Origin of the sequence: Cellulosimicrobium sp. KWT-B (genome assembly GCF_002127155.1) — a bacterium.
GTDB classification, from domain to species: Bacteria; Actinomycetota; Actinomycetes; order Actinomycetales; family Cellulomonadaceae; genus Cellulosimicrobium; species Cellulosimicrobium funkei.
This window is the reverse complement of record NZ_NEDO01000005.1, coordinates 137902-162132: the sequence shown is the minus strand read 5'-3', so window position 1 is coordinate 162132 and position 24231 is coordinate 137902. Positions and strand designations below refer to the sequence as shown.

General features: G+C 74.4%; 26 protein-coding genes and 1 tRNA gene. 16 read left to right on the top strand and 11 right to left on the bottom strand.

The window, feature by feature from the left end; genetic code table 11:
• Window positions 1–34 precede the first annotated feature (34 nt).
• From B9L22_RS16160 to B9L22_RS16125, 9 genes are all read left to right on the top strand, one after another.
• Complete coding sequence (locus tag B9L22_RS16160; protein ID WP_086151148.1) at window positions 35–1387, top strand: glutamate-5-semialdehyde dehydrogenase; 1353 nt, start codon at window positions 35–37, stop codon at window positions 1385–1387.
• Between the two features lie 190 nt (window positions 1388–1577).
• Window positions 1578–1733 carry a hypothetical protein gene (locus B9L22_RS20285; protein WP_021483496.1) on the top strand — a complete coding sequence of 52 codons (156 nt, stop codon included), beginning with the start codon at window positions 1578–1580 and terminating at the stop codon, window positions 1731–1733.
• A 43-nt stretch (window positions 1734–1776) separates the two neighbouring features.
• Window positions 1777–2382 (top strand): nicotinate-nucleotide adenylyltransferase, encoded by a 606-nt coding sequence (nadD, locus tag B9L22_RS16155; RefSeq protein WP_031316993.1) that lies wholly within the window; start codon window positions 1777–1779, stop codon window positions 2380–2382.
• Window positions 2375–3424, top strand: a complete 1050-nt coding sequence (locus B9L22_RS16150) for a hypothetical protein (RefSeq protein ID WP_143317351.1) — start codon at window positions 2375–2377, stop codon at window positions 3422–3424. Before nadD ends, B9L22_RS16150 begins: the two co-directional genes overlap by 8 nt.
• 25 nt (window positions 3425–3449) lie before the next feature.
• Window positions 3450–3896 (top strand): ribosome silencing factor, encoded by a 447-nt coding sequence (gene rsfS, locus B9L22_RS16145; protein ID WP_021482244.1) that lies wholly within the window; start codon window positions 3450–3452, stop codon window positions 3894–3896.
• Window positions 3893–4573: a histidine phosphatase family protein gene (locus tag B9L22_RS16140; RefSeq protein ID WP_086151146.1), complete on the top strand. Its 681-nt coding sequence runs from the start codon at window positions 3893–3895 to the stop codon at window positions 4571–4573. The genes rsfS and B9L22_RS16140 overlap by 4 nt, the downstream gene beginning before the upstream one ends.
• A gap of 68 nt (window positions 4574–4641) precedes the next feature.
• A tRNA-Ala gene (locus tag B9L22_RS16135) sits at window positions 4642–4714 on the top strand.
• 185 nt (window positions 4715–4899) lie between these two features.
• Window positions 4900–5355, top strand: coding sequence for a GNAT family N-acetyltransferase (locus B9L22_RS16130; protein WP_158097223.1), 456 nt, complete (start codon window positions 4900–4902; stop codon window positions 5353–5355).
• A 208-nt stretch (window positions 5356–5563) separates the two neighbouring features.
• Entirely contained in the window at window positions 5564–6133 is a 570-nt protein-coding gene (locus B9L22_RS16125) for a dihydrofolate reductase family protein (RefSeq protein ID WP_086151144.1), read from the top strand.
• 63 nt (window positions 6134–6196) lie between these two features.
• Here the strand turns inward: B9L22_RS16125 and B9L22_RS16120 are convergent, their stop codons facing one another.
• A complete protein-coding gene (locus B9L22_RS16120) occupies window positions 6197–7162 on the bottom strand; it encodes an SH3 domain-containing protein (protein ID WP_158097222.1) in 966 nt (321 codons plus the stop codon).
• Window positions 7163–7333: 171 nt separating this feature from the next.
• On the opposite strand from B9L22_RS16120, the gene B9L22_RS16115 reads away from it, so the two are divergent.
• Window positions 7334–8179, top strand: coding sequence for an aldo/keto reductase (locus B9L22_RS16115; protein ID WP_086151142.1), 846 nt, complete (start codon window positions 7334–7336; stop codon window positions 8177–8179).
• Window positions 8180–8275: 96 nt separating this feature from the next.
• Here the strand turns inward: B9L22_RS16115 and B9L22_RS16110 are convergent, their stop codons facing one another.
• On the bottom strand, window positions 8276–8707 hold the full coding sequence (locus B9L22_RS16110) for a hypothetical protein (RefSeq protein WP_233140193.1): 432 nt from the start codon (window positions 8705–8707) through the stop codon (window positions 8276–8278).
• Window positions 8708–8816: 109 nt separating this feature from the next.
• Window positions 8817–9749: an aldo/keto reductase family oxidoreductase gene (locus B9L22_RS16105; protein ID WP_086151140.1), complete on the bottom strand. Its 933-nt coding sequence runs from the start codon at window positions 9747–9749 to the stop codon at window positions 8817–8819.
• Window positions 9750–10006: 257 nt separating this feature from the next.
• On the opposite strand from B9L22_RS16105, the gene B9L22_RS16100 reads away from it, so the two are divergent.
• Both B9L22_RS16100 and B9L22_RS16095 read left to right on the top strand, forming a co-directional pair.
• Window positions 10007–10972: a LysR family transcriptional regulator gene (locus B9L22_RS16100; protein WP_198947322.1), complete on the top strand. Its 966-nt coding sequence runs from the start codon at window positions 10007–10009 to the stop codon at window positions 10970–10972.
• On the top strand, window positions 10969–12201 hold the full coding sequence (locus B9L22_RS16095) for an MFS transporter (RefSeq protein ID WP_086151138.1): 1233 nt from the start codon (window positions 10969–10971) through the stop codon (window positions 12199–12201). The genes B9L22_RS16100 and B9L22_RS16095 overlap by 4 nt, the downstream gene beginning before the upstream one ends.
• A 58-nt stretch (window positions 12202–12259) precedes the next feature.
• On the opposite strand, the gene B9L22_RS16090 is transcribed toward B9L22_RS16095, so the two are convergent.
• Window positions 12260–12478: an SCO4848 family membrane protein gene (locus tag B9L22_RS16090; RefSeq protein WP_086151137.1), complete on the bottom strand. Its 219-nt coding sequence runs from the start codon at window positions 12476–12478 to the stop codon at window positions 12260–12262.
• A gap of 172 nt (window positions 12479–12650) precedes the next feature.
• Here B9L22_RS16090 and B9L22_RS16085 point away from each other — a divergent pair, with 172 nt between their 5' ends.
• Window positions 12651–13478, top strand: a complete 828-nt coding sequence (locus B9L22_RS16085) for a siderophore-interacting protein (protein WP_233140192.1) — start codon at window positions 12651–12653, stop codon at window positions 13476–13478.
• A 54-nt stretch (window positions 13479–13532) separates the two neighbouring features.
• Here B9L22_RS16085 and B9L22_RS16080 read toward each other — a convergent pair whose 3' ends face one another.
• Window positions 13533–14642 (bottom strand): acyl-CoA desaturase, encoded by a 1110-nt coding sequence (locus tag B9L22_RS16080; protein ID WP_086151135.1) that lies wholly within the window; start codon window positions 14640–14642, stop codon window positions 13533–13535.
• A gap of 153 nt (window positions 14643–14795) precedes the next feature.
• Complete coding sequence (locus B9L22_RS16075; protein WP_086151134.1) at window positions 14796–15749, bottom strand: helix-turn-helix domain-containing protein; 954 nt, start codon at window positions 15747–15749, stop codon at window positions 14796–14798.
• Between the two features lie 90 nt (window positions 15750–15839).
• Here B9L22_RS16075 and B9L22_RS16070 point away from each other — a divergent pair, with 90 nt between their 5' ends.
• Entirely contained in the window at window positions 15840–16262 is a 423-nt protein-coding gene (locus tag B9L22_RS16070; RefSeq protein WP_086151133.1) for a hypothetical protein, read from the top strand.
• A 95-nt stretch (window positions 16263–16357) separates the two neighbouring features.
• On the opposite strand, the gene mqo is transcribed toward B9L22_RS16070, so the two are convergent.
• From mqo to B9L22_RS16050, 4 genes are all read right to left on the bottom strand, one after another.
• A complete protein-coding gene (mqo, locus tag B9L22_RS16065; protein WP_086151132.1) occupies window positions 16358–17878 on the bottom strand; it encodes a malate dehydrogenase (quinone) in 1521 nt (506 codons plus the stop codon).
• Between the two features lie 293 nt (window positions 17879–18171).
• On the bottom strand, window positions 18172–19098 hold the full coding sequence (locus B9L22_RS16060) for a maleylpyruvate isomerase family mycothiol-dependent enzyme (RefSeq protein WP_158097221.1): 927 nt from the start codon (window positions 19096–19098) through the stop codon (window positions 18172–18174).
• The gene (locus tag B9L22_RS16055; protein ID WP_085387679.1) at window positions 19089–19763 is read right to left on the bottom strand and encodes a pyridoxal 5'-phosphate synthase; all 675 of its coding nucleotides are present in this window, start codon (window positions 19761–19763) and stop codon (window positions 19089–19091) included. Before B9L22_RS16055 ends, B9L22_RS16060 begins: the two co-directional genes overlap by 10 nt.
• Entirely contained in the window at window positions 19760–20365 is a 606-nt protein-coding gene (locus B9L22_RS16050) for a TetR/AcrR family transcriptional regulator (protein WP_086151130.1), read from the bottom strand. Before B9L22_RS16050 ends, B9L22_RS16055 begins: the two co-directional genes overlap by 4 nt.
• Before the next feature lie 220 nt (window positions 20366–20585).
• On the opposite strand from B9L22_RS16050, the gene bioB reads away from it, so the two are divergent.
• Together bioB and B9L22_RS16040 are read left to right on the top strand one after the other, a co-directional pair.
• Window positions 20586–21659 carry a biotin synthase BioB gene (bioB, locus tag B9L22_RS16045; protein ID WP_086151129.1) on the top strand — a complete coding sequence of 358 codons (1074 nt, stop codon included), beginning with the start codon at window positions 20586–20588 and terminating at the stop codon, window positions 21657–21659.
• A gap of 27 nt (window positions 21660–21686) precedes the next feature.
• Complete coding sequence (locus tag B9L22_RS16040; protein ID WP_086151128.1) at window positions 21687–23099, top strand: MFS transporter; 1413 nt, start codon at window positions 21687–21689, stop codon at window positions 23097–23099.
• Between the two features lie 42 nt (window positions 23100–23141).
• On the opposite strand, the gene B9L22_RS16035 is transcribed toward B9L22_RS16040, so the two are convergent.
• Window positions 23142–24140 carry an IS481 family transposase gene (locus B9L22_RS16035; protein WP_086151127.1) on the bottom strand — a complete coding sequence of 333 codons (999 nt, stop codon included), beginning with the start codon at window positions 24138–24140 and terminating at the stop codon, window positions 23142–23144.
• Between the last annotated feature and the right edge of the window lie 91 nt (window positions 24141–24231).

Here is a 24231-nt window from a genome sequence, read left to right as displayed (position 1 = left end):
CCCGGCGCCACGGCCGCCGACGTAGGCTCGGACCATGACCACCACCGAGGACGCGCCCGTCGTCGCGGGCGCCGCCGAGCCCGGGACCGCCGGTCCTGCCGCAGCCGCGACCGACGCTCCGACCGACGTCGCGGCGGCCGTCGAGGACGTCGCGCGCCGCGCCAAGGTCGCGTCGCGCACGCTCGCGACGGCGACCCGCGCGACGAAGGACGCCGCGCTCCTCGCGCTCGCCGACGCGCTCGTCGCGGCGACCGACGAGATCGTGGCCGCGAACGCCGTCGACCTGGAGCGCGAGCGCGCGAACGGCATGAGCGAGGGGCTGCTCGACCGGCTCGCGCTCGACGCGCCGCGCGTCGCCGCGATCGCCGACGCGCTGCGCGCGCTCGCGGGCCTGCCCGACCCGGTGGGGGAGGTCGTGCGCGGCTCGACGCTGCCGAACGGCCTGCGCCTGCGCCAGCTGCGCGTGCCCATGGGCGTCGTCGGCATGATCTACGAGGCGCGCCCCAACGTGACGGTCGACGCCGCGGGCCTCGCGCTCAAGAGCGGCAACGCGGTGATCCTGCGCGGCGGGTCCGCGGCGGCGAGCTCCAACGAGGTGATCGTCGGCGTGCTGGCCCGTGCGCTCGAGGCGCAGGGGCTGCCCGGCGACCTCGTGCAGTCGATCGACCGGTACGGGCGCCCGGGCGCGGTCGCGCTCATGCACGCGCGGGGTCTCGTCGACGTTCTCGTCCCGCGCGGCGGGGCGGACCTCATCCGCACCGTCGTGCGCGAGTCGACCGTCCCCGTCATCGAGACCGGGGTCGGCAACGTCCACGTGTACGTCGACGCGAGCGCGGACCGGGCCATGGCGCTCGAGATCCTCCTCAACGCCAAGACGCAGCGCGTGGGCGTCTGCAACGCCGCGGAGACGCTCCTCGTCCACGCGGAGGCCGCCCCCGAGTTCCTCCCGGCCGCGCTCGCCGCGCTCACCGAGGCGGGCGTCGTCGTGCACGGCGACGACCGCACGGCCGGCCTCGCGCCCGCGGGCACCGACGTGCTCGCGGCCACGGACGAGGACTGGGCGACCGAGTACCTCGCGCCCGAGATCGCCGTGCGCGTCGTCGACGACCTCGACGCCGCGATCGAGCACGTGCGGACCTGGACGTCGGGCCACACCGAGGCCATCGTCACGCGCGACCTCGCGGCGTCGGAGCGCTTCGTCGCCGAGCTCGACTCCGCCGCCATCATGGTCAACGCCTCGACCCGCTTCACCGACGGCGGCCAGTTCGGCCTCGGGGCGGAGATCGGCATCTCGACCCAGAAGCTCCACGCGCGCGGCCCCATGGGCCTCGCGGAGCTCACGACGACGAAGTGGGTCGTGCACGGGGACGGCCACGTCCGCCCCTGACGCACGGCCGCCGGCGGGTACCTGATACCCGCCGGACGAGGTCCCCGGACGGTCGTGAGAGACTGGTCGGCGACCGGCGCCCGTCCGGTCCGCCGTCGGGCCGGTCCCGGCGGGCGTACCGTTCCATCGCACCACCCCGGCCCGCGGCACGTGCCCGTCCGGCCCGGGGACGACCTTCGAGGAGGACGTCGTGATCTCTGCCGTCGTGCTGGCCGCCGAGGAAGGCGCCGAGGCCGCGTCGCACCTGCCCATCCCGCCGCTCGCGTACGGGCTGCTCGGGTTCGGCGGGCTGGTGGCCCTGCTGCTCGTGACCTACGCGTTCCGCAGCGTCGGCACGCGGCACTGACCCGCCCCGGACGACGGAAGCGCCCACGACCGATGACGCGTCGATGAGCCCGCGCCGGCCCCGCCTGGGGGTGATGGGTGGCACGTTCGACCCCATCCACCACGGCCACCTGGTCGCCGCGAGCGAGGCCGCGGCGCGGTTCGACCTCGACGAGGTCGTCTTCGTCCCCACGGGCAAGCCGTCGTTCAAGCAGCACCAGACCGTCAGCCCGGCCGAGCACCGCTACCTCATGACCGTCATCGCGACCGCGTCGAACCCGCGGTTCACGGTGAGCCGTGTGGACGTGGACCGGCCCGGGCTGACCTACACGGTCGACACGCTGCGCGACCTGCGGGCCGCGCGACCGGACGCCGAGCTGTTCTTCATCACGGGTGCGGACGCCGTCGAGCAGATCCTCACCTGGAAGGATGCCGACGAGCTCTGGAAGATGGCACACTTCGTGGCTGTCTCCCGCCCGGGTCACCAGCTGAGCGTCGAGGGCCTGCCTCCGGGCGTGGTCACGACGCTCGAGGTCCCCGCCCTCGCGATCTCGTCGACGGACTGCCGTCGGCGCGCGGAGGCCGGGCAGCCGGTGTGGTACCTGGTTCCGGACGGCGTGGTCCAGTACATCGCCAAGCACGGTTTGTATCGAGGTCAGCACGATGAGTGACAACGGCAGCAACATGCAGCCCGTCCGCCCGCTCACCCGGCGCGAGATGCGCGAGCGCGAGCAGGCGGCCGCCGCCGAGCGGTCCGCGCAGAGCGCCGCGCCCCCGCCTGCCCCGGCACCGGGTGCGGGCGGCTGGCAGCAGCCGACGCGCCCCGCCGCGCCGTCCGGCCCGCCGCCGTCGCGCCGCACCCTGCGCGAGACGACCGGCCCGGCGGAGCAACCGGCACAGCCGTCGGTCGTGCGACCGCCGGCCGCCTCGGGCGGCATGCGCGGCCTGGACGAGACCGGGCGCCTCACGCCGGTCCAGGAGACCGCCGAGCGCGTCGCGATCCGCCCTCCGGCCCCGACGCCCGTCGTGCCCACGCGCACGTCCTCGCGTCCGCCCGCCGCGACCCCGCGGCCCCCGGTGCCCGGCGCGTCCGGCCCCGTGCGCCCCGCGACGCCGTCGGCTCCGGTCGGTGGTCTCGCCGCGGGCGCGGGCCCCGCGCGTCCCGAGGCGACGCAGCCGCCGCGCCTCTCGGCGTTCGCGGCTCCGCCCACCAGCCCTGCCCCGCCCGGCACGCCCGCGCCGGCTCCGGCGACCTCCCCCTGGGCGGGGACGCGGGCGCCCGCCCCCGAGCGCGCGCCCGCGCCTGCGCCGCCCGCCGAGGCGGGCGGCGCGGCCCTGCCGTGGTCCGCGATCACGGCAGGCTCCGCGCCCGAGCCCGCGAGCGCGGAACGCGAGCAGACGTCGCCCTTCGGCGGCGTGCGGGAGTCCGCACCCGCTCCCGCCGGCGGCTCGGACGAGCTCTTCCCCCGCGTGCGCGGTCGTGCCGCCGAGCCCGAGGAGTCGGACGACGACGACCTCGAGGACGAGCGGCGGGGCCCGTCGTACACGTGGCTGCACTACCTGATCCTCGTCGCCGTCGCGTTCGTCCTCGGCCTGCTCGTCTGGACGCTCGTGTCCCGCGACGACCCGGGCCTGGCCGTAGAGGACGCGAGCGCCTCGGCCGCCGCCGTGCGGACGTGGGACGACCCCGGCACCCTCGACACCGGCCGCTGACCGGCCGCACCACGAACGGAGACACGTGACCGCCACCGACCGAGCCCTCGAGCTCGCCGTCATCGCCGCCCGGGCGGCGTCCGACCGCAAGGCCGAGGAGATCATCGCGCTCGACGTGAGCGAGCAGCTCGTCCTCACCGACGTGTTCCTCATCGCCTCGGGGTCGAGCGAGCGCCAGGTCTCGGCGATCGTCGACGCCGTCGAGGAAGCCATGCACAAGGCCGGGTCCAAGCCGATCCGCCGCGAGGGCAAGCAGGAGGCCCGTTGGGTCCTGCTCGACTTCGGGGACGTCGTCGTGCACGTGCAGCACGCCGAGGACCGTGTGTACTACGCGCTGGAGCGGCTGTGGAAGGACTGCCCGGTCGTCGAGCTGCCGGAGGACGCGCGCGGCGGTGACGGCACAGCCGACGACACCGACGACACCACGCGCGGCGACGGCGCCATCCGCCTCTCGGGGGAGCCCCTGGCGTGACCGCCGGCACGCTCGTCCTCCTGCGCCACGGTCGCACCGCGTACAACGCGACGATGCGCCTGCAGGGGCAGGTCGACATCCCGCTCGACGCCGTCGGGCAGTGGCAGGCCGAGCAGGGCGCGAAGGCCCTCGCGAGCGCGCACCGCGCGACGCGCGTCGTCGCGTCCGACCTCGTGCGCGCCGCCGACACCGCGCGTGCGTACGCGGCGGCGATCGGCGCGGACGTCACGTACGACCCCCGGCTGCGCGAGCGCGGCTTCGGGGAGTGGGAGGGCCTCACGGGTCCGGAGATCGCCGAGCGCTGGCCCGAGGAGTACGCGGCGTGGCGCCAGGGCGAGGAGCCCGTGCGTGCGGGCGCGGAGCCCAAGGCCGACGTCGCGGCGCGCCTCGTCGCGTCCGTCACCGAGCACGTGGAGTCGCTGGAGCGGGACGACACGCTCGTCGTCGTCTCGCACGGCGCCGCGATCACGCTCGCGGTCACCGCGCTGCTCGGCCTGGACCCGGAGGGCTGGCGCGGGATCTCCGGGCTGCACAACGTCCACTGGTCCCACCTGCACCGCTCGGCGCCCGCAGCGACGCCCGCGTGGCGCCTCGTGGCGCACAACGTCGGGGCCGGGTTCCCGCTCGACGAGTGGAACGCGGGACCGGATTGGAATCTGGAGCCAGTTTCTGCGTAGACTAGCGACGCTCCGCAGGACGGGAAACCGGCCGGAGGAGTGCATGACCTGGATCTTCACGGATCCACGGGGCTGTGGCGCAGCTGGTAGCGCACCTGCATGGCATGCAGGGGGTCAGGGGTTCGAGTCCCCTCAGCTCCACCGAAACACCAGGTCGTCGGCCATCTCGGAGTCCTTCTCGAAGGGCTTCCGAGGTGGCCTTTCGGCGTTCTGACGACGGCCAGAGCCGCGAGCGTTTCTCTGCACCTCCTTCACGCACGACCTCCGACGCCACGGCGCGGTGCCAGAGCGTTGCGGCACGCGTAAGACCTGGGAAGAATGCGGCGATGCGTGACACCCAGCGGTTGCTCGTCCGACCCGCCCAGCCGGGGGACGCCGATCAGGTCTGGCCGCTGGCTCGCGACTTCGCGACGTCGTTCGCCCCAGAACGCGCGGCGTTCGACCGGACGTGGCAGAGCCTCGCCGAGACGCCCGGCACGCTGGTCGTCGTCGCCGAGGCGGGTAGCAGGGTCGTGGGCTACCTCTTGGCCAGCTGCCACCTGACCTTCCTGGCCAACGGTCCGGTCGCCTGGGTCGAGGAGGTGATGGTCCACGAGACTCACCGCCGGTCCGGTGTCGGCCGAGAGCTGATGGGCTGCGCCGAGGACTGGGCCCGGGAGCACGGTGCCGCCTACCTGGCACTCGCCAGTCGTCGTGCGGGGTCCTTCTACCGTGCGCTCGGCTACGAGGACTCGGCCGTCTTCTTCAGGAAGACCCTGGAGGAGGACCGCGGCGCCGGGTAGGGGCCGCTCGTCGGCCGATGGAGGGTAGCGGCGAGGCGTGGCCCGGACGCCGTCGGCCGACCGGTCGGGATCGTCCTGGCGCGGACTCCGTGATCGACGATGCTCGTGCGCCGGGGCGCAGGTCTTGGCGCGGCCTCCCGCGCCTGCCACGCTGGTGCGGTGCGACGGCGCTCCGCCCGTCGCGCGGGTACCCGGGGGAGGGCACGCGATGAGGCCACTGCGCTACGCGATCAACGTCACGCTCGACGGCTGCTGCCACCACGAGGCGGGCCTGCCGCCCGACGAGGATTCGATGCGGTTCTGGACCGAGGAGACGGCGCGCGCGGACGCGTTGCTGTTCGGGCGGGTCACCTACCAGATGATGGAGGCGGCGTGGCGCCGTCCGGCGTCGGGCGCGTGGCCGGACTGGATGGGGGAGCGGGACGTCCCGTTCGCCGAGGCGATCGACGGGGCGAGGAAGCACGTGGTGTCGAGCACGCTGCGCGAGGTCGACTGGAACGCCGAGCTCGTCGAGGGCGACCTGGGAGACGCGGTGCGGCGGCTCAAGGAGGAGCCGGGCGGGCCGCTGTTCGTCGGCGGCGTGACGCTGCCGCTCGCGCTCGCGGACCTCGGGCTGATCGACGAGTACGCGTTCCTCGTGCAGCCGGTCCTGGCAGGGCACGGGCCGACGCTGCTGTCGGGGTTGCGCGAGCGCATCACGCTCGAGCTGGTGGACCGGCAGGAGCTGCGCTCGGGCGCCGTCGCGGTGCGGTACCGGCCCGTGACGGCCGTACCGTGAGCCGGGACGACGACGCCCGGCGCGGCAGGTGCCGGCCGGGCGCTCGTGCGGGAGGAGCGGGGACTACGACGTGCTGACGTGCACGTGGTCGAAGTGGTTGGCGGTCGCGCCGCCACGGTCCTCCATGCCGGACCACGCGCTCGCCGGGTCGCCGGCCATCCAGATCTTCTGCTGGTAGATGAGGTACGTGATGCCGAGCGAGCCCGCGTTGGCCTGCAGGTAGCGCGCGATGTCCCAGCCGGTCTCGCCGCTGATCATGATGTCGACGGCGCGGCCCGTGCCGTGGTCGCCGTCGTCGCCGGGGCGGATGCCGCCGAAGGTGGTGACCTGCGGGAAGTTCGCGCACACGGAGCGGTAGACGGCGCGCGCGTTGGCGCGCAGCGACGACTCGATCCCGGTGCTCACCGAGCACGCGGCGTCCGAGACGCCACCGGCGCTCGACCCCCCGGCCGCGGCGGCGACCTGGGGCGCCTCGGGCTGCGACTGCGCGAGGAAGCTCGACTTGATCCACGCGGCCGCGCCGTCCCAGACGATCTGGCTCCAGTCGCCCTCAGTGACGCCCGTGACGTCGACGGCGGCGGCGAACTCGGTCGTCGCGACGCGCTCGGCGTCCGGGGACGGCGCGGAGCGCACGTTGACGGCCTCGGTGGTCCAGAGCTGGCCGGTCACGGGCGGCAGGGGCGGGGGCGTCGGGGCGGCCTGGGCGGCCGGGACGACGGCGATCTCCGCCGCGGTCTCGACGACCGGGGGCTCCTGGGGCGCCGTGGGCGGCGCGACACGCTCGGACGAGCGGCTGGCGGCCCCCGTGCCGCGCTCCACGCTCGCGCCGGCGGTGGGCTCGACGCTCAGCGGAGCGAGGTCGGGGTTGCCCTCGGCGGGCTGGGGGCCCGCACCCACGGCACCCGCGCCGAGCAGGGTGACGAGCGCCAGCGCGGGGAGCTTGAGCGACCGGACCGGCAGCGTCGGCAGGGCCGGGAGCCGGAAGGAGCGCGCGGTGGCGGGGGCGGCGCTGTGGCGGCCTCGGGACATGGTGCGCTCCGGTTCTTCGTGGGTAGGACGCGCCAATGTAACCAAACCGTGATCTGAGAAGTCCAGTCGGACATTCCGCGCAGCGCGCGCGTTCGACTCATGAGCGGCAGCGCTGAGTCGCATGCGCCGCAGTCGTTGGACGGGCGAGGGGCGGGTTCCTACGCTGGAAGCATGACCGTTCCCTCTGTACCGACCGTGACGCTCAACTCCGGTCACGCCATCCCGCAGCTCGGCTTCGGCGTCTTCCTCGTGCCGCCGGACGAGGCCGAGAAGGCCGTCAGCGAGGCCCTCGAGGTCGGCTACCGCCACATCGACACCGCGGCGATCTACCGCAACGAGGAGGGTGTCGGCGCCGCCATCGCGAAGAGCGGCATCCCCCGCGACGAGCTCTTCATCACCACGAAGCTCTGGAACGACCGCCAGTCGGGCGAGCAGCCGCACGACGCGATCCGCGAGAGCCTCGACAAGCTCGGCCTCGACCACGTCGACCTGTACCTCACGCACTGGCCCGCGCCCGAGCAGGACCAGTACACGAACGCGTGGGCGAAGCTCATCGAGATCCGCGACGCGGGCCTCGCGCGCTCGATCGGCGTCTCCAACCACCTGCCCGAGCACCTCGACCGGATCGTCGCCGACACGGGCGTCGTGCCCGCCGTCGACCAGATCGAGCTGCACCCGGCCTACCAGCAGCGCGACGTGCTCGCCTGGGCCGACGCGAACGGCACGAAGATCGAGGCCTGGGGTCCGCTCGGCCAGGGCAAGTACCCGCTCTTCGAGAAGCAGGCCGTCGTCGACGCCGCGGCCGCCCACGGCGTGACGCCCGCCCAGGCGGTGCTGCGCTGGCACCTGCAGCGCGGCTTCATCGTCTTCCCGAAGTCGTCGCGCAAGGAGCGCATGGTGGAGAACTTCGACCTCTTCGGGTTCGAGCTCACCGCCGACGAGGTCGCCGCGATCGACGCCCTCGACACGGGCGACGGGTCGGGCCGCGTGAGCGCCCACCCGTCCGAGGTCAACTGACCCGGTCGCCCGCGGCCTCCCGCGAGGCAGCACGCACGACGAGGGGCGCCGTCCGACCGGACGGCGCCCCTCGTCGTGCGCTGGTGGAGAAGCGGCTCAGCCGCACTCGTCGCAGACGCCCGTCGCGGGCAGGACCGTGAAGCACGTGGGGCACACGGCCGGCGGCTTCTCGGGCTCCGCGGAGCGGGCGGTCGTGCGGCGCGGCGTGCGCGTCGCGGGCGCGGCCTTCGCCGTGGCCCGACGCGCGGGTGCGGGCGCCGCCGCGGGGGCGGCACCGGGCACGTCGAACCCGCGCTTGCGCAGCAGGTCCGCGACGCCGACGGGGCTGCTGCGAAACTCCTCGGCGGTCGCGACGCGGCCGGTCGCGTACCGGTGCGCGACGCCGAGGATCGCCTGCGCGTCGTAGACGCGGTCCTCGTGGACGAGCGGGGTGCCGGGGGACGCGGTGAACCCGTAGACCCCGAGGAACGCGTCCCGGCCCCGGTCGTCCCAGTCCGCGAGGGCCTGGAGGATATGCTGCCGGGTCACTGCCGAGAAGGTTGCCACGGCACGAGCCTAGACCGCCCCGCGGGACCCCTCGGACGACGAGCGCGTGACCTTCCGCACGCGCTCGTGCCGGGCCCTGGGCGCCCGTGGATCAGGGCACGGTGTACCCCGCGGCGCGGAACATCTCGTACCACTCCGCACGGGTGAGCGGGACCTCCGAACCGAGTGCGGCGCCGGCGACCCGGTCGGGGCTCGTCGTGCCGAGCACGACCTGCGTCCGCGCCGGGTGGCGCGTGATCCACGCGGTCGCGATCGCGATGGGCGGCACGTCGTACCGGGCGGCGAGCCGGTCGATCACGGCGTTCAGCTCGGGGTACTTCTCAGACCCCAGGAAAACGCCCGTGAAGAACCCCGCCTGGAACGGGGACCAGGCTTGGATCGTGATGTCGTGGAGGCGGCAGTAGTCGAGGATGCCGTCGTCGCGACTGATCGACTGGTCGAGGGCCTGCATGTTCGCGGCGACGCCCTGCGCGACGAGCGGGGCGTGCGTGACGGAGAGCTGGAGCTGGTTCGCGACGATCGGCTGCTCGACGTACCGGCGCAGCAGCTCGATCTGGCCCGGCGTGTGGTTCGAGACCCCGAACGCCCGTACCTTGCCCGCGGTGTGCAGGTCGGAGAACGCGCGCGCGACCTCCTCGGGCTCGACGAGGGCGTCGGGGCGGTGCAGCAGCAGGATGTCGAGGTAGTCGGTGCGCAGGGCCTCGAGCGAGCCCTCGACGGACGCGACGAGGTGCTCGTACGAGAAGTCGAAGTAGGGGCCCTCGGGCACGATGCCGGCCTTGGACTGGATGACCCACTCCGCGCGCTCGGCGGGGGAGAGGTCGAGCGCCTCGGCGAAGCGACGCTCGCAGCCGTGGAGCTCGGAGCCGTACACGTCGGCGTGGTCGAGGAACGTGATGCCGGCGTCCCGTGCGGTGCGCACGAGGGTGCGGACCTCGTCGTCGGTCTTGTCCTGGATGCGCATGAGGCCGAGCACGACGTCCGGGACGACGATGTCGGTGCCGGTCAGGGTGAAGGTCTTCATCGGTGGAGCTCCTTCGCAGGGTGGGCGGGTCGGGTGCGCGACGTCGGTGTCCGGGATCCGAGAGTGCGCGGCTGCAGGGGGGGCGTTCCCCAGGGTCGGGGGTAGGAAGGGACGTCGTCCGCCGGGGCGGGGTGCCGGACGACCTGAGCGAGCCCGGTCGGCCGCGACGGGTCGAGCCAAGGAAGCGATAACCTAGAAGTCCAACAACTAGCATTTGTCAGATAGAGAACTGTGAGTGGTCAATGGATCTTCGTCAGATGGAGTACCTCGTCGCCCTCGCGGACGAACGCCAGTTCACCCGGGCCGCCCAGCTCGTCGGCGTCTCGCAGTCGGGGCTCTCCGCCGCGGTCCGCAGCCTGGAGGAGGAGCTCGGCGCGAGCCTGTTCACGCGGACGACGCGGCGCGTCGAGCCCACCGAGGCCGGTCTCGCGCTGCTCCCGCACGCACGCTCCATGCTCGCGCAGGCGGCCGCCGCTCGCGACGCGGTCGTGCGGGCGACGCACGCGCTGTCCGGCTCGCTGCGCGTCGGCTCGGAGCAGTGCCTGGGCGTCCTCGACGTGACCGCCCTGCTCGAGCGCTTCCACCGGCGCTACCCGCAGGTGGAGATCCACTTCGCGCAGGCGGGCTCGCACGACCTCCTCGCGCGCGTCCGCGAGGGCGACCTCGACGTCGCGTTCGTCGCGACCACCGAGCACCTGGGGCCGCTGTCCCAGACGGTCCTGGGCAGCGAGCCGCTCGTGCTCGTGTGCGCGCCCGAGCACCCGCTCGCCGGGAGGGGCCGGGTCGAGTGGTCCGACCTCTCGGGTCAGGAGTTCGTCGACTTCGACCCCTCGTGGGGCGCGCGGCCGGTCAACGACGCGACCTGCGCCGCGCACGGCGTCCACCGGCGCGTGCGGTGCTCGGTCAACGACGTGCACACGCTCCTCGAGCTCGTCGACCGCGGGCTCGGCATCGCGCTCGTGCCGCGCCACGTCGCGGGCAAGCCGGAGGCCGAGCGCCTCGTGACGCTCGCGCTGCCGGAGGGCGGTGCGCCGAGCTGGGTCGTCTCCGTCGTCACGGGGCGCTGGGACCGCGGCGCCTCGGCCGCGCCGCAGCTCCTGGAGCTCCTCGCCGACGCCCCCGCGTGCCGCGGCGTCGAGGTCGCCCGGACGGGCGCCGCGGCGTCGCGCACGGGTGTCGAGGTGCCGAGCCCTGCTGTCGAGGCCGTGGCGGAGGCCCGGTGACCGCCCCCGCGGGCACCGACGCACCGCTCTTCCCGCTGCGCAGCGTCGTCCTCGGCGCGTTCCTCCCCACGCTCGTCCTCGAGATCGGCGTGGGGGCCATGCTGCCGGTCGTCGCGGTCACGGCCACGGGCCGGGGCGCGAGCCTCACGGTCGCGGGGCTCGTGGCCGCGCTCGTGCCGATCGGCAAGATCCTCTTCGACCTGCCCGCCGGAGCGCTCGCCCAGCGCCTCGGTGACCGTGCGGCCATGCTGCTCGCCGGAGGCGTCGCGGCGGTCGCCTTCGCGACGATCGCGCTCACCCCCACCCTGTGGGGCCTCGCGGCGGGGGTCCTCGCGCTCGGTGCGTCGACCGCCGTCTTCAACCTCGCCCGCCAGGCGTACCTCACCGAGATCACGCCCCCGCTGCGCCGGGCGCGCGTCCTGTCGACGCTCGCGGGCGTCCACCGGATCGGGCTGTTCCTCGGCCCGTTCGCGGGCGCGGCGGTCATCGCCGCGACCGACGTGCGCGGCGCCTACTGGCTCGGGACGGGCGCCGCCCTCACCGCGGTGGTGGTGCTCGCCGTCGTGCGGCCGGACCCCGCGGAGGCCGGGCGTGCGCGACTGCGCGGCGCGCGGGCCGTGCCGCGGGTCGGCATCGCCCGCGTGGCGCGCGACCACCGCCACCTGTTCGCGACGCTCGGCGTGGCGATCCTCCTGGTCAGCGCGGTCCGCGGGGCCCGGCAGACCGTCATCCCCCTGTGGGGCGAGCACCTGGGGCTGGACGCCGAGGTGACGTCGCTGATCTTCGGCGTCTCCGGCGCGCTCGACATGCTGCTCTTCTACCCGGCGGGCAAGGTCATGGATCGGTTCGGGCGCCTGTGGGTCGCCGTGCCGTCCATGCTCACGATGGCCGTCGGTCTCGCGGTGCTGCCGCTCGCGCACACCGCCCCCGCGCTCGCGGTCGTCGCGGCGGTGCTCGGGGTCGGGAACGGCATGGGCTCGGGCATCGTCATGACGCTCGGCGCCGACGTCGCGCCCGCGGACGTGCGCCCGACCTTCCTCAGCGTGTGGCGTCTGTTCCAGGACACCGGCGACGCACTCGGCCCGCTCGTGCTGTCGGCCGGTGCGGCGCTGGGATCGCTCGCCGCGGGCGTCTGGGCGACGGCGGCGCTCGGCGCCGGCTCGGCGGCCGCCCTCGCGCGGTGGGTGCCGCGGCACTCACCGCTCGCGAACCTCGTCCGACGTCGCTAGTCCGGGCCGCGCTCGGGCGCGGGGTGGGGCGTCGGGCCGGGCCGCGCGACGGCCCGGCTCAGACGAGCGTGAGGACGCCCAGCACCCCGACGGCGAGGGCGAGCACGAGCGAGACGGCGATGAGCACGACGTGCACGGTGAGGAAGCGCGTCGCGCGGCCGTCGGCGTCGCGCGAGCGGGGGTCCTTGGCGATGCGCTGGAGGAAGCGCGGCCAGATGAGCAGGTTCCAGGCGGCCGTGACGAGCAGGACCACGGACCAGACGACGGGGATCTCCACGTCCCGAGCATGCCAGGAGGCGTCGGGTGCCTCGGGCGGGGCGACCGCGGGCAGGGTGTGGGATCCAGCACATCGACGCAGGCGTGAGGTGAGGCTAACCTCTCTCGTGGTCGACGCGCTCGCGGGGCCGCCGTTCCGCCCGGGGAGCCGGGCGTCGCACGAGGAGCCGCCGGTGTCCGTCAAGACCGTCAAGCCCCAGGACGCGCACGTCGTCACGCTGAGCGTCGTCGGGCGCGAGCGGGTCAGCCCGAACGTCGTGCGGGTCACGCTCGGGGGAGACGAGCTGGACCTCTTCACCCCGCTGGGGTTCGACCAGTGGTTCCGGCTCTTCCTCCCGCGCGAGGACCAGGACGCGCTGCGGCTGCCGACCCGCGCGTCGGGCCTCTGGTACGTCCAGTACCTCGCCACGCCCAAGGCGCGCCGGCCGTGGGTGCGGAACTACACCGTGCGGGCCGTGCGCCCGGACCTGCGCGAGCTGGACGTGGACTTCGTCGTGCACGGCGACGCGGGGCCCGCGTCCTCGTTCGCGCTGTCCGCCGAGCCGGGGGACCGCGTGGGCCTGCTCGACCAGGGGATCGGCTACCACCCGCGCGTCCCGCACGACTGGACGCTCCTCGTCGCCGACGAGACCGGGCTGCCCGCGGTCGCGGGGATCTGCGAGTCCCTGCCCGACGACGCGCGCGGCCTCGCGGTGGTCGAGGTCCCCGAGGCGTCGGACGCCCAGGAGTTCCGCGTGCCGGCGGGCGTCGAGCTGCGCTGGCTGGCGCGCGACGGCGCGCGGCCCGCGGGCGGCGGCGACCACGACCTGCTGCCGGGCCGCCTCGCGCTCGACGCCGTACGGTCGGCCGACCTGCCCGCCGGCCCCGTCTACGCGTACGCGGTCGGGGAGTCGGCGCTCGCGACGGGCGTGCGCCGCCACCTGGTCAACGACCGGGGTGTGCCGAAGGCGCACGTCGACTTCGTCGGGTACTGGCGCCACGGGCACGCGGCGTCCGCCTGACGTGCCCCGCGCGCGCCGTCGGGCGCGGGGCGTCGTGCAGCAGGGGCGGGTCGGTCAGACCCGGCGGAGCTGGCGGAACATCGGGCAGTCGAACGGGTCGCGCGCCGAGAGCCCCACGCGGTTGAGGTACCGGACGACGATCGCGTAGGACTGCACGAGGCTCGTCTCCGTGTACGGCAGTCCGAGGTGCGCGCAGTGCTCGCGCACGATCTCGCGGGCCCGCGCGAGGTGCGGGCGCGGCATGCTCGGGAACAGGTGGTGCTCGATCTGGAAGTTGAGCCCGCCCATGAGGATGTTCATCCACCAGCCGCCGCGGATGTTCCGCGAGGTGAGGACCTGCTTGGACAGGAAGTCGATCTTGCTGTCGGCGGGGATGATCGCCATGCCCTTGTGGTTGGGGGCGAACGACGCCCCCATGTAGACGCCGAAGACGGCGAGCTGGACGCCCAGGAAGGCGGCCGCGAGGCCGAGCGGCAGGAACCAGACGACCGCGCCGACGTAGAGCGACAGGCGCAGCGTGATGGTGACGATCTCGATGACGCGTGTGCGGACGTCGCCACGCGCGCGGCCGCCGGCGAGGAGCGAGCGGAACGCCTGCACGTGCAGGTTCACGCCCTCGAGCGTGAGGAGCGGGAAGAACAGCCAGCCCTGGTAGCGGTTGATGACGGCCCGGAAGCCCTTCGCGACCTCCGCGTCCTCCTCGAGGAACACGACGACGTCGGGCGCGATGTCCGGGTCCTTGCCGCGGCGGTTCGGGTTCGCGTGGTGGCGCGTGTGCTTGTTCATCCACCACGAGTGGCTGATGCCGACGACGCCGTTGGCCAGCACCTTCCCGAGGCGGTCGTTCGCCGGGCCGGACGCGAACACCTGCCGGTGCGAGGCCTCGTGCGCGACGAACGCGAACTGGGTGAGAATCAGGCCGAGCGCCCCGGCGATGAGGAGCTGGAACCACGAGTCGCCCAGGAGCACGAACCCGGCGACCGCGCCGCCGAGCGCGAGCGTGAGGACCCCGAGGGTCCACAGGTAGTAGGCGTGCGTGCGGTGGAGCAGGCCCGCGTCGCGCACCGTGCGCGACAGTGCGCTGTAGGTGCTGGTGACGGCGCCGGGCTCGTCGGTCCGAGGGCGGGTGGCCCGGAAGCCCGGGCGCACTGCGGCAGAGGTCATGTGTCCTCGCAGGGGTGTCGGTGTCGACTTCCCAGCCGCGGAGGTGAGCAGGTGCTCGTCGTGCAGATGGCCCCACCCTACGGGACCGTAGGTTGCGCGCGCGAGGGGGCCGGGTGAAGGAGTCGCGAAGGAGCGACACCTCGCCCGCAGGGCTCAGGCGGCGAACCGGAAGGTCTGGCGGTACTCCGTCGGCGTGATCCCGACCGCCCGCCGGAAGTGGTGCCGCAGGAGCGCGGCCGACCCGAAACCGCTGCGGCGCGCGACCTCCTCCAGGTCCAGCGAGGACTCCTCGAGCAGCGCCTGCGCGTGCGCGACGCGTTGCGACGTCAGCCACGCGAGCGGGGTCGTGCCGGTCTGCGCGACGAACGCGCGCGCGAACGTGCGCTCGGACGTGTGGGCCCGGCGGGCGAGGTCGCGCACGGTGAGCGGCTCGTCGAGGTGGTCGGTCATCCACTCCAGCAGCTCCCCGAACGAGTCCTCCTCGCACTCGGGCACCGGGCGCTCGATGAACTGGCGCTGCCCGCCGTCGCGCTGGGGCGGCACGACCATGCGCCGGGCGATCGTGTTCGCCACCCGCGCCCCGAGCTCGCGGCGCACGAGGTGCAGGCACGCGTCGATGCCCGCCGCCGTGCCGGCGCTCGTGATGAGGTTGCCGTCGTCGACGAAGAGCACGTCGGGGTCGATGTCGAGGCTCGGGTAGCGACGGCGCAGCTCGTCGGCGTGCATCCAGTGCGTCGTCACCCGCCGTCCCTCGATGACGCCCGCGGCCGCGAGCACGAACACGCCCGAGCACACGCTGAGCAGCAGGGCGCCGCGGTCGGACGCGCGGCGGACGGCGTCGAGCACCTCGGGCGGGTAGTCGGTCCCGATGCGGATCGCCGGCACGACGACCAGGTCCGCGTCGTCCGTCGCGGAGAGGTCGTGGTCGGGCACGACGTGCGCGCCCACCGACGTCCGGACGGCACGGCCCGCGACCGGGCCGCACACGCGGAAGTCGAACGACGGGACGCCGTCGTCGCTGCGGTCGAGGCCGAACACCTCGCACACGACGCCGAACTCGAACGGGGCCAGGCCGTCGCACACGACGGCCGCGACGGATCGCACCATGCTCGGCACGCTACGCCGCTGGCAGGATCTTGTCGAGAGGTGTCAGTGCTGCCACTCGTGGCCCGGGTCGTGCGCCGGGAGGGTGGAGCCATGGACATCTTCTGGGGTGTGGTGGTTCTTCTCCTCGTCGTCGGCCCGACGGTCGCGGCCCTCGCGGTCCGCCGTGAGGACCCGGCCCGTCCGTGGTTCCCCGCCGGGTCCGACGGCGCATGGCCCGACGGCGCCGCGTGGGACGCGCGCGGGGACCGGTCGGTGCACGGCGGGCGCTGGGACCGCGACGCGCAGCGCCTGGACGCCGACCTGCGCGCCGCGGCGTCGCGACCGGTCGAGCCGGCCGCCGTCGTCGACCCGCACGAGGTCGCGGCCGAGCTCGTGCTGCGGCGCGTCGTGCCGAACCCGGCCGTGCGCGACGGCGTGCGCGCCGCTCCTGCCGTGCCGGGCGGGCGCCCCGGGGCGAACGCGCCCGTCGCGCCGCGGCGACCGGGGACCCGGGGCACGCCGCTCGCGCGCTGAGCCTCCGCGCGCTGAGCTGCCGCGTCCTCGGACGCACGAACGGCCCGGACCTCGTGGAGGTCCGGGCCGTTCGCGGGGGAGCGGTGTCGCTCGGGTCAGGCGCGCGAGCCGACCGCGTCGACGTCCGCGTCGCCCGTGAGCTGGTCGAGGCCCTCGAGCTCGTGCGCCTCCCACGGCGCGTGGCCGAGGCTCGGGATCATCGTCGCGAGCTCCGGGCGCCACTTGGTGAAGCGGGCGGGGAAGCAGCGCTCGAGCAGGTCGATCATCGCCGGGACGGCCGTCGAGGCGCCCGGCGAGGCGCCGAGCAGGCCGGCGATCGAGCCGTCGGACGCCGCGATGACCTCGGTGCCGAACTCGAGGACGCCCTTGCCGTCCTTGTCCTTCTTGATCACCTGGACGCGCTGGCCCGCGGTGATGGTCTCCCAGTGCTTGGGGTGCGCGGTGGGCATGAAGCCCTGGAGCGCGGTGAACTTGGTCTCCGGGCTCGCGAGGAGCTGGCCGACCAGGTACTGGGTGAGGTCGAGGTTCTTCAGGCCCGCGCCCACCATCGAGCCGAGGTTGTGCAGGCGCAGCGACGTGAACAGCCCGAGGTACTTGCCCTTCTTGAGGTACTTGGGGCTGAAGCCGGCGTACGGGCCGAACATCAGGTACGTCTTGCCGTCGACGACGCGCGTGTCCAGGTGCGGGACCGACATGGGCGGCGAGCCGACGTCGGCCTTGCCGTAGACCTTCGCCTGGTGCTGGGCGACGAGCTCCGGGTCGTCCGTGCGGAGGAACTCGCCGCTGATCGGGAAGCCGCCGTAGCCCTTCGCCTCCGGGATGCCGGCCGCCTGGAGCAGCGGCAGCGCGCCGCCGCCGGCGCCGACGAACACGAACCGGGCCTCGACGGTCGAGCGGCGCTTCGGGGCGTTCCACGAGCGGTCCTTGACCGTCAGGCGCCAGCGGCCGTCCTTCGTCTTCTTGAGGTTCTTCACCTCGTGCTCGAGGTAGAGCTGCGTGCCCTCCGAGACGAGGTAGTCGACGAGCTGCTCGGTGAGGGCGCCGAAGTCGACGTCCGTCCCGCTCGTCGCGCGCGTCGCCGCGACCGACTCGTCGCCGTCGCGCTCGGCGACCAGGAGCGGGGCCCACTCGGCGATGACCGCCGGGTCGTCCGTGAACTCGAGCTCGCTGAACAGCGGGTGGCGGCGCAGCGTCTCGAAGCGGCGACGCAGGTAGTCGACGTTCTCCGCGCCGCGCACGAAGGTCATGTGGGGGGTGCGGGAGATGAAGCTCGCGGGCTGCGGCAGCGCGCCCGTCGTGAGCAGGTGGTGCCAGAACTCGCGCGACACCTCGAACTGCTCGTTGATCTTCACCGCCTTGGTGATGTCGATCGAGCCGTCCGGCTTCTCCGGCGTGTAGTTCAGCTCGCACAGGGCGGCGTGACCCGTCCCGGCGTTGTTCCACGGGTTCGACGACTCCTGCGCCACGGCGTCCAGGCGCTCGTAGATGCGCACCGTCCAGGTGGGCTCCAAGACCTTCAGGAGTGCCCCGAGCGTGGCGCTCATGATGCCACCGCCGATGAGGGCTACGTCGATCTGGTCTGCGCTGCTTGCGGGGTTGCTCGCTCGACTCGACACATGTCGATCCTACGCTTGTGAAAGAGTGCACTAACTGTGCGGTGCGTCACGGGCGTGCGTCACACTTTCGCGGGACCTCGGTCCCGAGCCGGGCAGGTCGGACGTCGCGTACCGCGCGATCCGTCCGCGTTCGCCCGGGTCGCACCACGATCTCGCGAGGGAGAACACGGGTCCCGAGCCGTCCTCCCGCGAGGTAGAGCCGTGGTCTCGCGAGGTAGAGCCGTGGTCCGCGTGCACGAGCCGACCACGCCTCTACCTGGCGGACCTGGGCTCTACCTGGGCCGACCGGGGCTCTACCTCGCGGGGGTGGGGTTCTCCTGCGGCGGGGAGTACGGGGACGGCCAGGGGCCGATCTCGGGGAGGCTCACGGGTTCGCCCGCGAGGCGGGCGGTGGGCTCGGCGCCGGGGGCGCGGCCCGCGAGCCAGGCGGCGACGTCGGTGAGGCGACCGTGGACGACGACGGCGCCCCGGCCGGGCGCGGACGCGGCTGCGGCCGCGGCCCCGGGCGTGGGCTCGGCTTCGGGCGCGGGCTCAGGTCCGGCAGCCACGCGGAGGCCGCCCGGTCCGACGCGGAGAGCGCCCGGTCCGACGCGGAGAGCGCCCGGTCCGACGTGGACGCCGGCGGGGCCCACGACGAGGTCTCCTGGTGCCCCGTCGAGCTCGACCACGACGTCGTCCGCGAGCCTGACCCCGAGGAAGTCGAGGAGGTGCAGCCCGAGCGCGGGAGCCCAGGAGTCGAGGCCGACGCCCGCGTCGAGGTCGACCGCGTGGATCCGCACCTCGCGCCACCAGGCCACGAGCGCGTCCGCGACCGTGCCGTCGCGGTACGTCACCGGCGCGGACCACCCGGCGGACCCGGCGGCGGGCCACGCGGCGTCGAGGCGGTCGGCCAGCGCGTCGAGCGCCGCGACGTGCTGCGCGACCGAGCGCAGCGCGCCCGTCCGGATGCCGTCCTCGCGCCCGGCCGCGCCGCCGTCGTACACCTCGACGAGCTCGCCGCGCGCGGCGAACTCGGCCTGGCGCGCCATGGCCTCGCCGATGGCGGTGACGTGCGCGAGCACGTGGCTGCGCGACCACCCGGGCAGGGCCGACGGCGCGCCGAGCCCGGCGGCGTCGAGCCCGCGCGCCGCGTCGGTCACCGCGTCGAGGGCGGCGCGCGCGTCGCGCCGGACCTCCTCGACGTCGGGCGGGGTGAGGGCGGGGGCGTCGGTCAGGGCCACAGCAGCTCCTTCGTCCAGGTGGTCGGCGCGCCGGACGCCGCGGTGTAGCGCAGGCGGGTCTGGCCCGCGCCCGACGACGCCCAGAACTCCACGCTCGTCGGCTCGAGCGCGTACGCGGTCCAGGCGTCGAGGACGAGCCCGGGCTCCGCCCGCACGCGGTCGAGGGCGGCGTCCCACGCCTCCCGGTAGGCGGCGCGGGACGCGAGCGGGGCGCTCTGCGACCCGGCGAGGGCGGTCGCGCGGGAGAAGTCGGACCGGTCCAGGAAGTCGGCGGCGGACGTCTCGGCGTCCAGTGGCACGACGGGTCCCCGCACGCGGACCTGCCGACCGTGCTCGCGCCAGAAGAACGTCAGGGCGGCGTTCGGGTTCTGCGCGAGCGCGACGCCCTTGGGGGAGTCGGCGCGCGTCGCGAAGACCCACCCGTCGCCGTCGACGTCCTTGAGGATGAGGGTCCGGGCGTCCACGCGGCCGCTCGCGTCGGCGGTCGAGAGGGTGGCGGCGTGCGGGGCGGGCAGCCCGGCGTCGATCGCGTCGTCGAGCCAGCGGACGAAGAGCGTGCCCGGGTCGTCGGGTGCGGCGTCCACGTCGAGACCGGGGAGGTCGGGGCCGAAGACGGGCAGGGCGCGCAGGCGCTCGCGCAGGGACGGGCGGTCGGCGTCGGTCATGCGTCCTCCGAGGTGGTCGGGAGCGGGTCGAGCAGGGCGACGAAGCCCCGCGCGGCGGCGGACATCGCGTCCGGGTCGTCGAGGGCGCGCGCGAGGACGTACCCGCCCTGCACGACGGCGACGGCGGCGTGCGCGCGGTCGCGCGCCGCGTCGTCGGGCAGCCCGCCCTCGACGAGGACGGCGGCGGCCAGGTCGACGAGCCCGCGGAAGTAGGCGCGCACCTCCGCGGCGAGCGCGGCGTCGTCCATGACGGCCTGGTCGCTCACGAGGCGCCCGACCTTGCAGCCGGCGAGCGCGGGCCGCGGGCGTTCGAGATAGCGGACGAGGCGCTCGACGGCGGAGCCCTGCGCGCCGAGGTCGCGGCGCGCGGCGTCGAGGCCCGCGGTCGTCGTGGCGTGCACGGCCGCGGCGGCGAGGTCGTGCTTCGTGGGGAAGTGGTGGTAGAGGCTGCCCTGCCCGACGCCGCTCGCGGCGAGGACCTGGCGTGGGCTCGTCGCGCCGACGCCCTGGGCCCAGAACAGTTCTTGCGCGGCGGCGACGAGGCGCTCGCGGGCCGAGCCGGGCGCCTCCGCGCGTGGCTCGGGTCGCGTGTCGGACGGCATGGTCCGCAGCCTAGCGGGCGACCATACCTACCGCTAGGTATGTCGCCGACGAGCAGCGGCGGCCGACGTGGTGCGGCCTGCACCTGGGGGAGAGCGACGGTCCCGCCGCACCGGTGTTGTGGGCCGTCACCAACGCGTCGTCGGGCTCTCCCGTCCGTGCGGCCGGACGCTGGAGAGATCGTGCACGGGCCCGCGCGGCGCGCGTCGCCACGATCGACCCATGGACCACGACCTCGCCGCGCTGCTCGACGACCTCGTCTCCGCCACGACGCGCGAGGAGGTGCCGTCCGCGGACAGCCTCCTCGCGGTCCTCGCGACCGACGACGACGACCTCCTCGACGTCGTCGCGGCCGCCGCCCGGGTCCGACGCCGGTGGTTCGGCCGGCGCGTGAAGCTCGCCTACCTCGTCAACCTCAAGTCCGGGCTGTGCCCCGAGGACTGCACGTACTGCTCCCAGCGTCTCGGGTCCGCGGCGGAGATCCTGCGGTACACGTGGCTCCGCGCGCCCGAGGCGCTCGGTGCGGCGCGCGCGGGGATCGACGCCGGGGCGTCGCGCGTGTGCCTCGTGGCGAGCGGGCGCGGCCCCACGGAGCGCGACGTGACCCGCGTCTGCGGGGTCGTCTCCCGGATCGTCGAGGAGCATCCCGGCGTCGAGGTCTGCGCGTGCCTCGGGCTGCTGTCCGACGGCCAGGCCGAGCGCCTGCGCGACGCGGGCGCCTCCGCCTACAACCACAACCTCAACGCGTCGGAGGACGCCTACCCCGAGATCTGCACGACCCACGACCACGCGGACCGCGTCGCGACCGTCCGGCGCGTCCAGGGTGCCGGGCTGTCGGCCTGCTCGGGGCTCATCGCGGGGGCGGGGGAGACCCCCGAGCAGCTCGTCGACGTGCTCCTGGAGCTGCGGGCGCTCGACCCGGACTCCGTCCCGGTCAACTTCCTCGTGCCCTTCGAGGGGACGCCGCTCGCCGGCCGGCACGAGCTCACGCCGCAACGGTGCCTGCGGATCCTCGCCGCCGCGCGGTTCGCGCTGCCCCGGGCCGAGCTGCGCCTGGGCGCCGGGCGCGAGCTCCACCTGCGAGCCCTCCAGCCGCTCGCCCTGCACGTGGCCAGCTCGCTGTTCCTCGGCGACTACCTCACGGCGGAGGGGCAGGACGCCGCCGCGGACCTCGCGATGATCGCGGACGCCGGCCTCGAGGTCGAGGAGGTGCCTGGACCCGCCGGGCGGACGGCGCCGTCGCGCGTCGTGCCGCGCCGCCGCGGGGCGGGGACGGACGTCGCTCCCAACGCCTGATCGCCGCGACCGTCGTAGCGTGAGGGCGTGACGGTGCAGCAGCGGGTGCTGGTGGTCGCGGTCCTCGCGTCGTTCGTGTCGTTCCTGGACGGCTCGGTGGTCAACGTCGCGCTGCCCGCGATCTCCGCCGAGCTCACCACCGGGCCGGTCACCGGCCTCGCGCTGCAGCAGTGGGTCGTCGACGCGTACATGATCACGCTCGGCGCGCTCATCCTCCTGGCCGGGTCGCTGTCGGACGTCCACGGGCGCCGCCGCATCATGGCGATCGGGCTCGTCGGGTTCGCCGTGACGTCGGTCGCGTGCGCGCTCGCGCCCGACGGCCTCGTCCTCGTCGTCGCGCGCGGCCTCCAGGGCGTCGCGGGCGCCCTGCTCGTGCCCAGCTCGCTCGCCATGATCATCTCCACGTTCGACGGCGAGCGGCAGGCGCGCGCGATCGGCTCCTGGACCGCGTGGACCAGCACCGCGTCGCTCGTCGGGCCGCTGCTCGGCGGCATCCTCATCGACGCGATCTCGTGGCGCTGGGTCTTCTGGATCAACGTGCTCCCCGTCGCCGTCACGCTGTGGCTGCTGCGCGGCGTGCCCCGGTCCGCGGCGGAGGAGCCGGGCGCCGCGGTGGGCCCGGGCGGCCGACGGCGCATCGACACGCTCGGGGCGACGCTCGCCGCCGTCGGGCTCGCGGGGACGGTGTTCGCGCTCATCGAGCAGGGCCGCTTCGGGTGGGCGAGCCCGGTGGTGTGGGGGCCGTTCGCCGTCGGGGTCGTGTGCCTCGTCGCGTTCGTGGGGTGGGAGCGCCGCGCCCCGGACCCGATGCTGCCGCCGCGCCTGTTCCGGGTGCGCAACTTCGCGTGGGGCAACCTCGCGACCGCGGCGATCTACGGCGCGCTGTACTTCGGCGGGTTCGTCGTCACGCTCTTCCTCCAGCAGGTCGGCGGGTACAGCGCGACCGCCGCCGGGCTCGCCCAGCTCCCCGTCACGCTCGTGCTCCTCGCCCTGTCGACGCGGTTCGGGGCGCTCGCGGGCCGCTACGGCCCGCGCCTGTTCATGACGCTCGGCCCGATCGTCGGCGGGGCCGGCTACCTGCTCCTGCTCACGACGACCGACGACGCCGTCTACGTCACCCAGGTCCTGCCGGGTCTCGTGCTCTTCGGCCTGGGCCTCGCGATGACGGTCGCGCCGCTGACGTCGGCGATCCTCGGCTCGATCCCCGCGGCCGACGCCGGCATCGGCTCCGCGGTGAACAACGCGGTGTCGCGCGTCGCGGGGCTCGTCGTCATCGCGTTCGCGGGGGTGATCGTCGGCGGCGTGCTCGACCTCGACGGCTTCCACCGCTCGCTCCTCGTCACGGCGGCCCTGCTCGTCCTCGGCGGCGTGCTCAGCTGGGTCGGCATCCGCAACGACCGTGTGCGCGCCGCCGGCGCCGGAGGGGCCCAGAGCGGCTGAGGCGGGGGCCGGCTCGAGGTCCCGAGCCCGCCGTGCCGACGGCTAGCTGTACTTCCCCGTGAGGTTGTGAACGCGATCTGAGGGGGTCTGGCCGCTGATACCGGTGTGGGGTCGGTGGTGGTTGTAGTGATGCAACCATGCCTCGTAGGTCGCGGCGCGCGCGGTGTCGCTGGGGTAGGTGGTGGCGTAGGCCCATTCGGCGGCCAGGGTGCGGTTGAATCGCTCGACTTTGCCGTTGGTCTGAGGCCGGTAGGGGCGGGTGCGTCGGTGCTTGATCTGGCCGAGTGCTGCGGTGAAGTCCTTGGACCGGTAGCAGGCGCCGTTGTCGGTCATGACCGCGGTGACTTCGATCCCGAGGCTCGCGAAGTAGGTGCAGGCTCGGGTCCAGAACGCTGCGGCGGTCTCTTTGCGTTCGTCTGACAGGATCTCGGAGTACGCCAGTCGGGAGTGGTCGTCCACGGCATGGTGCAAGAACCGGTATCCGCGTGAACCCGCGGCTCCTGCTCGTGCGGCTCGATCACGGATCACGCCGGCGGCGCGGTCTTGGGCCGAGCCGCGACCATGGGCCCGCCAGCCACCGCCGTCCGGGATCCGTCCGAGCTTCTTGATGTCGACGTGCACGAGCTCTCCGGGGGCGGCTGCCTCGTAGCGGTGGGCTGCAGTCCGGCGCACGGGTAGCCCGGTGGCCTGGTCCAGGTGGGCCAGGCGCGGCATCCGGTAGCGGGCCAGGACCCGCCCGACCGTCGCGCGCGGAACGCCAAGGTGGTAGCCGATGCGGTGTGGCCCCCAGCGGCGGGTGAACCGCACCGCCACGATGCGCCGCTCGAGCTGTCGTGAGCAACGCCGGGGACTGCGGTGCGGGCGGCTGGAGTGGTCAGTCATGGCAAGGCCGGCACGGTAGCGGCGGGCCCATTTCGATGCCGTCGCGGGCGAGACTTGGAATCGCTCGGCCGCGCGGCGCACCGGCCAGCCGTCATCGACGATCGTCTTGGCCAGGCGGGCACGGCCCGTTGGGGTCAGCGGCGCATTAGCGTGGGTCACGAGGGCCTCCGGTCCGAAGGTTGGTGTGGTAACCCCTTCGATACCGGAGGTCCTCGCTCCTTCAGCTCAGGCCACGCCGTTCACAACCTCC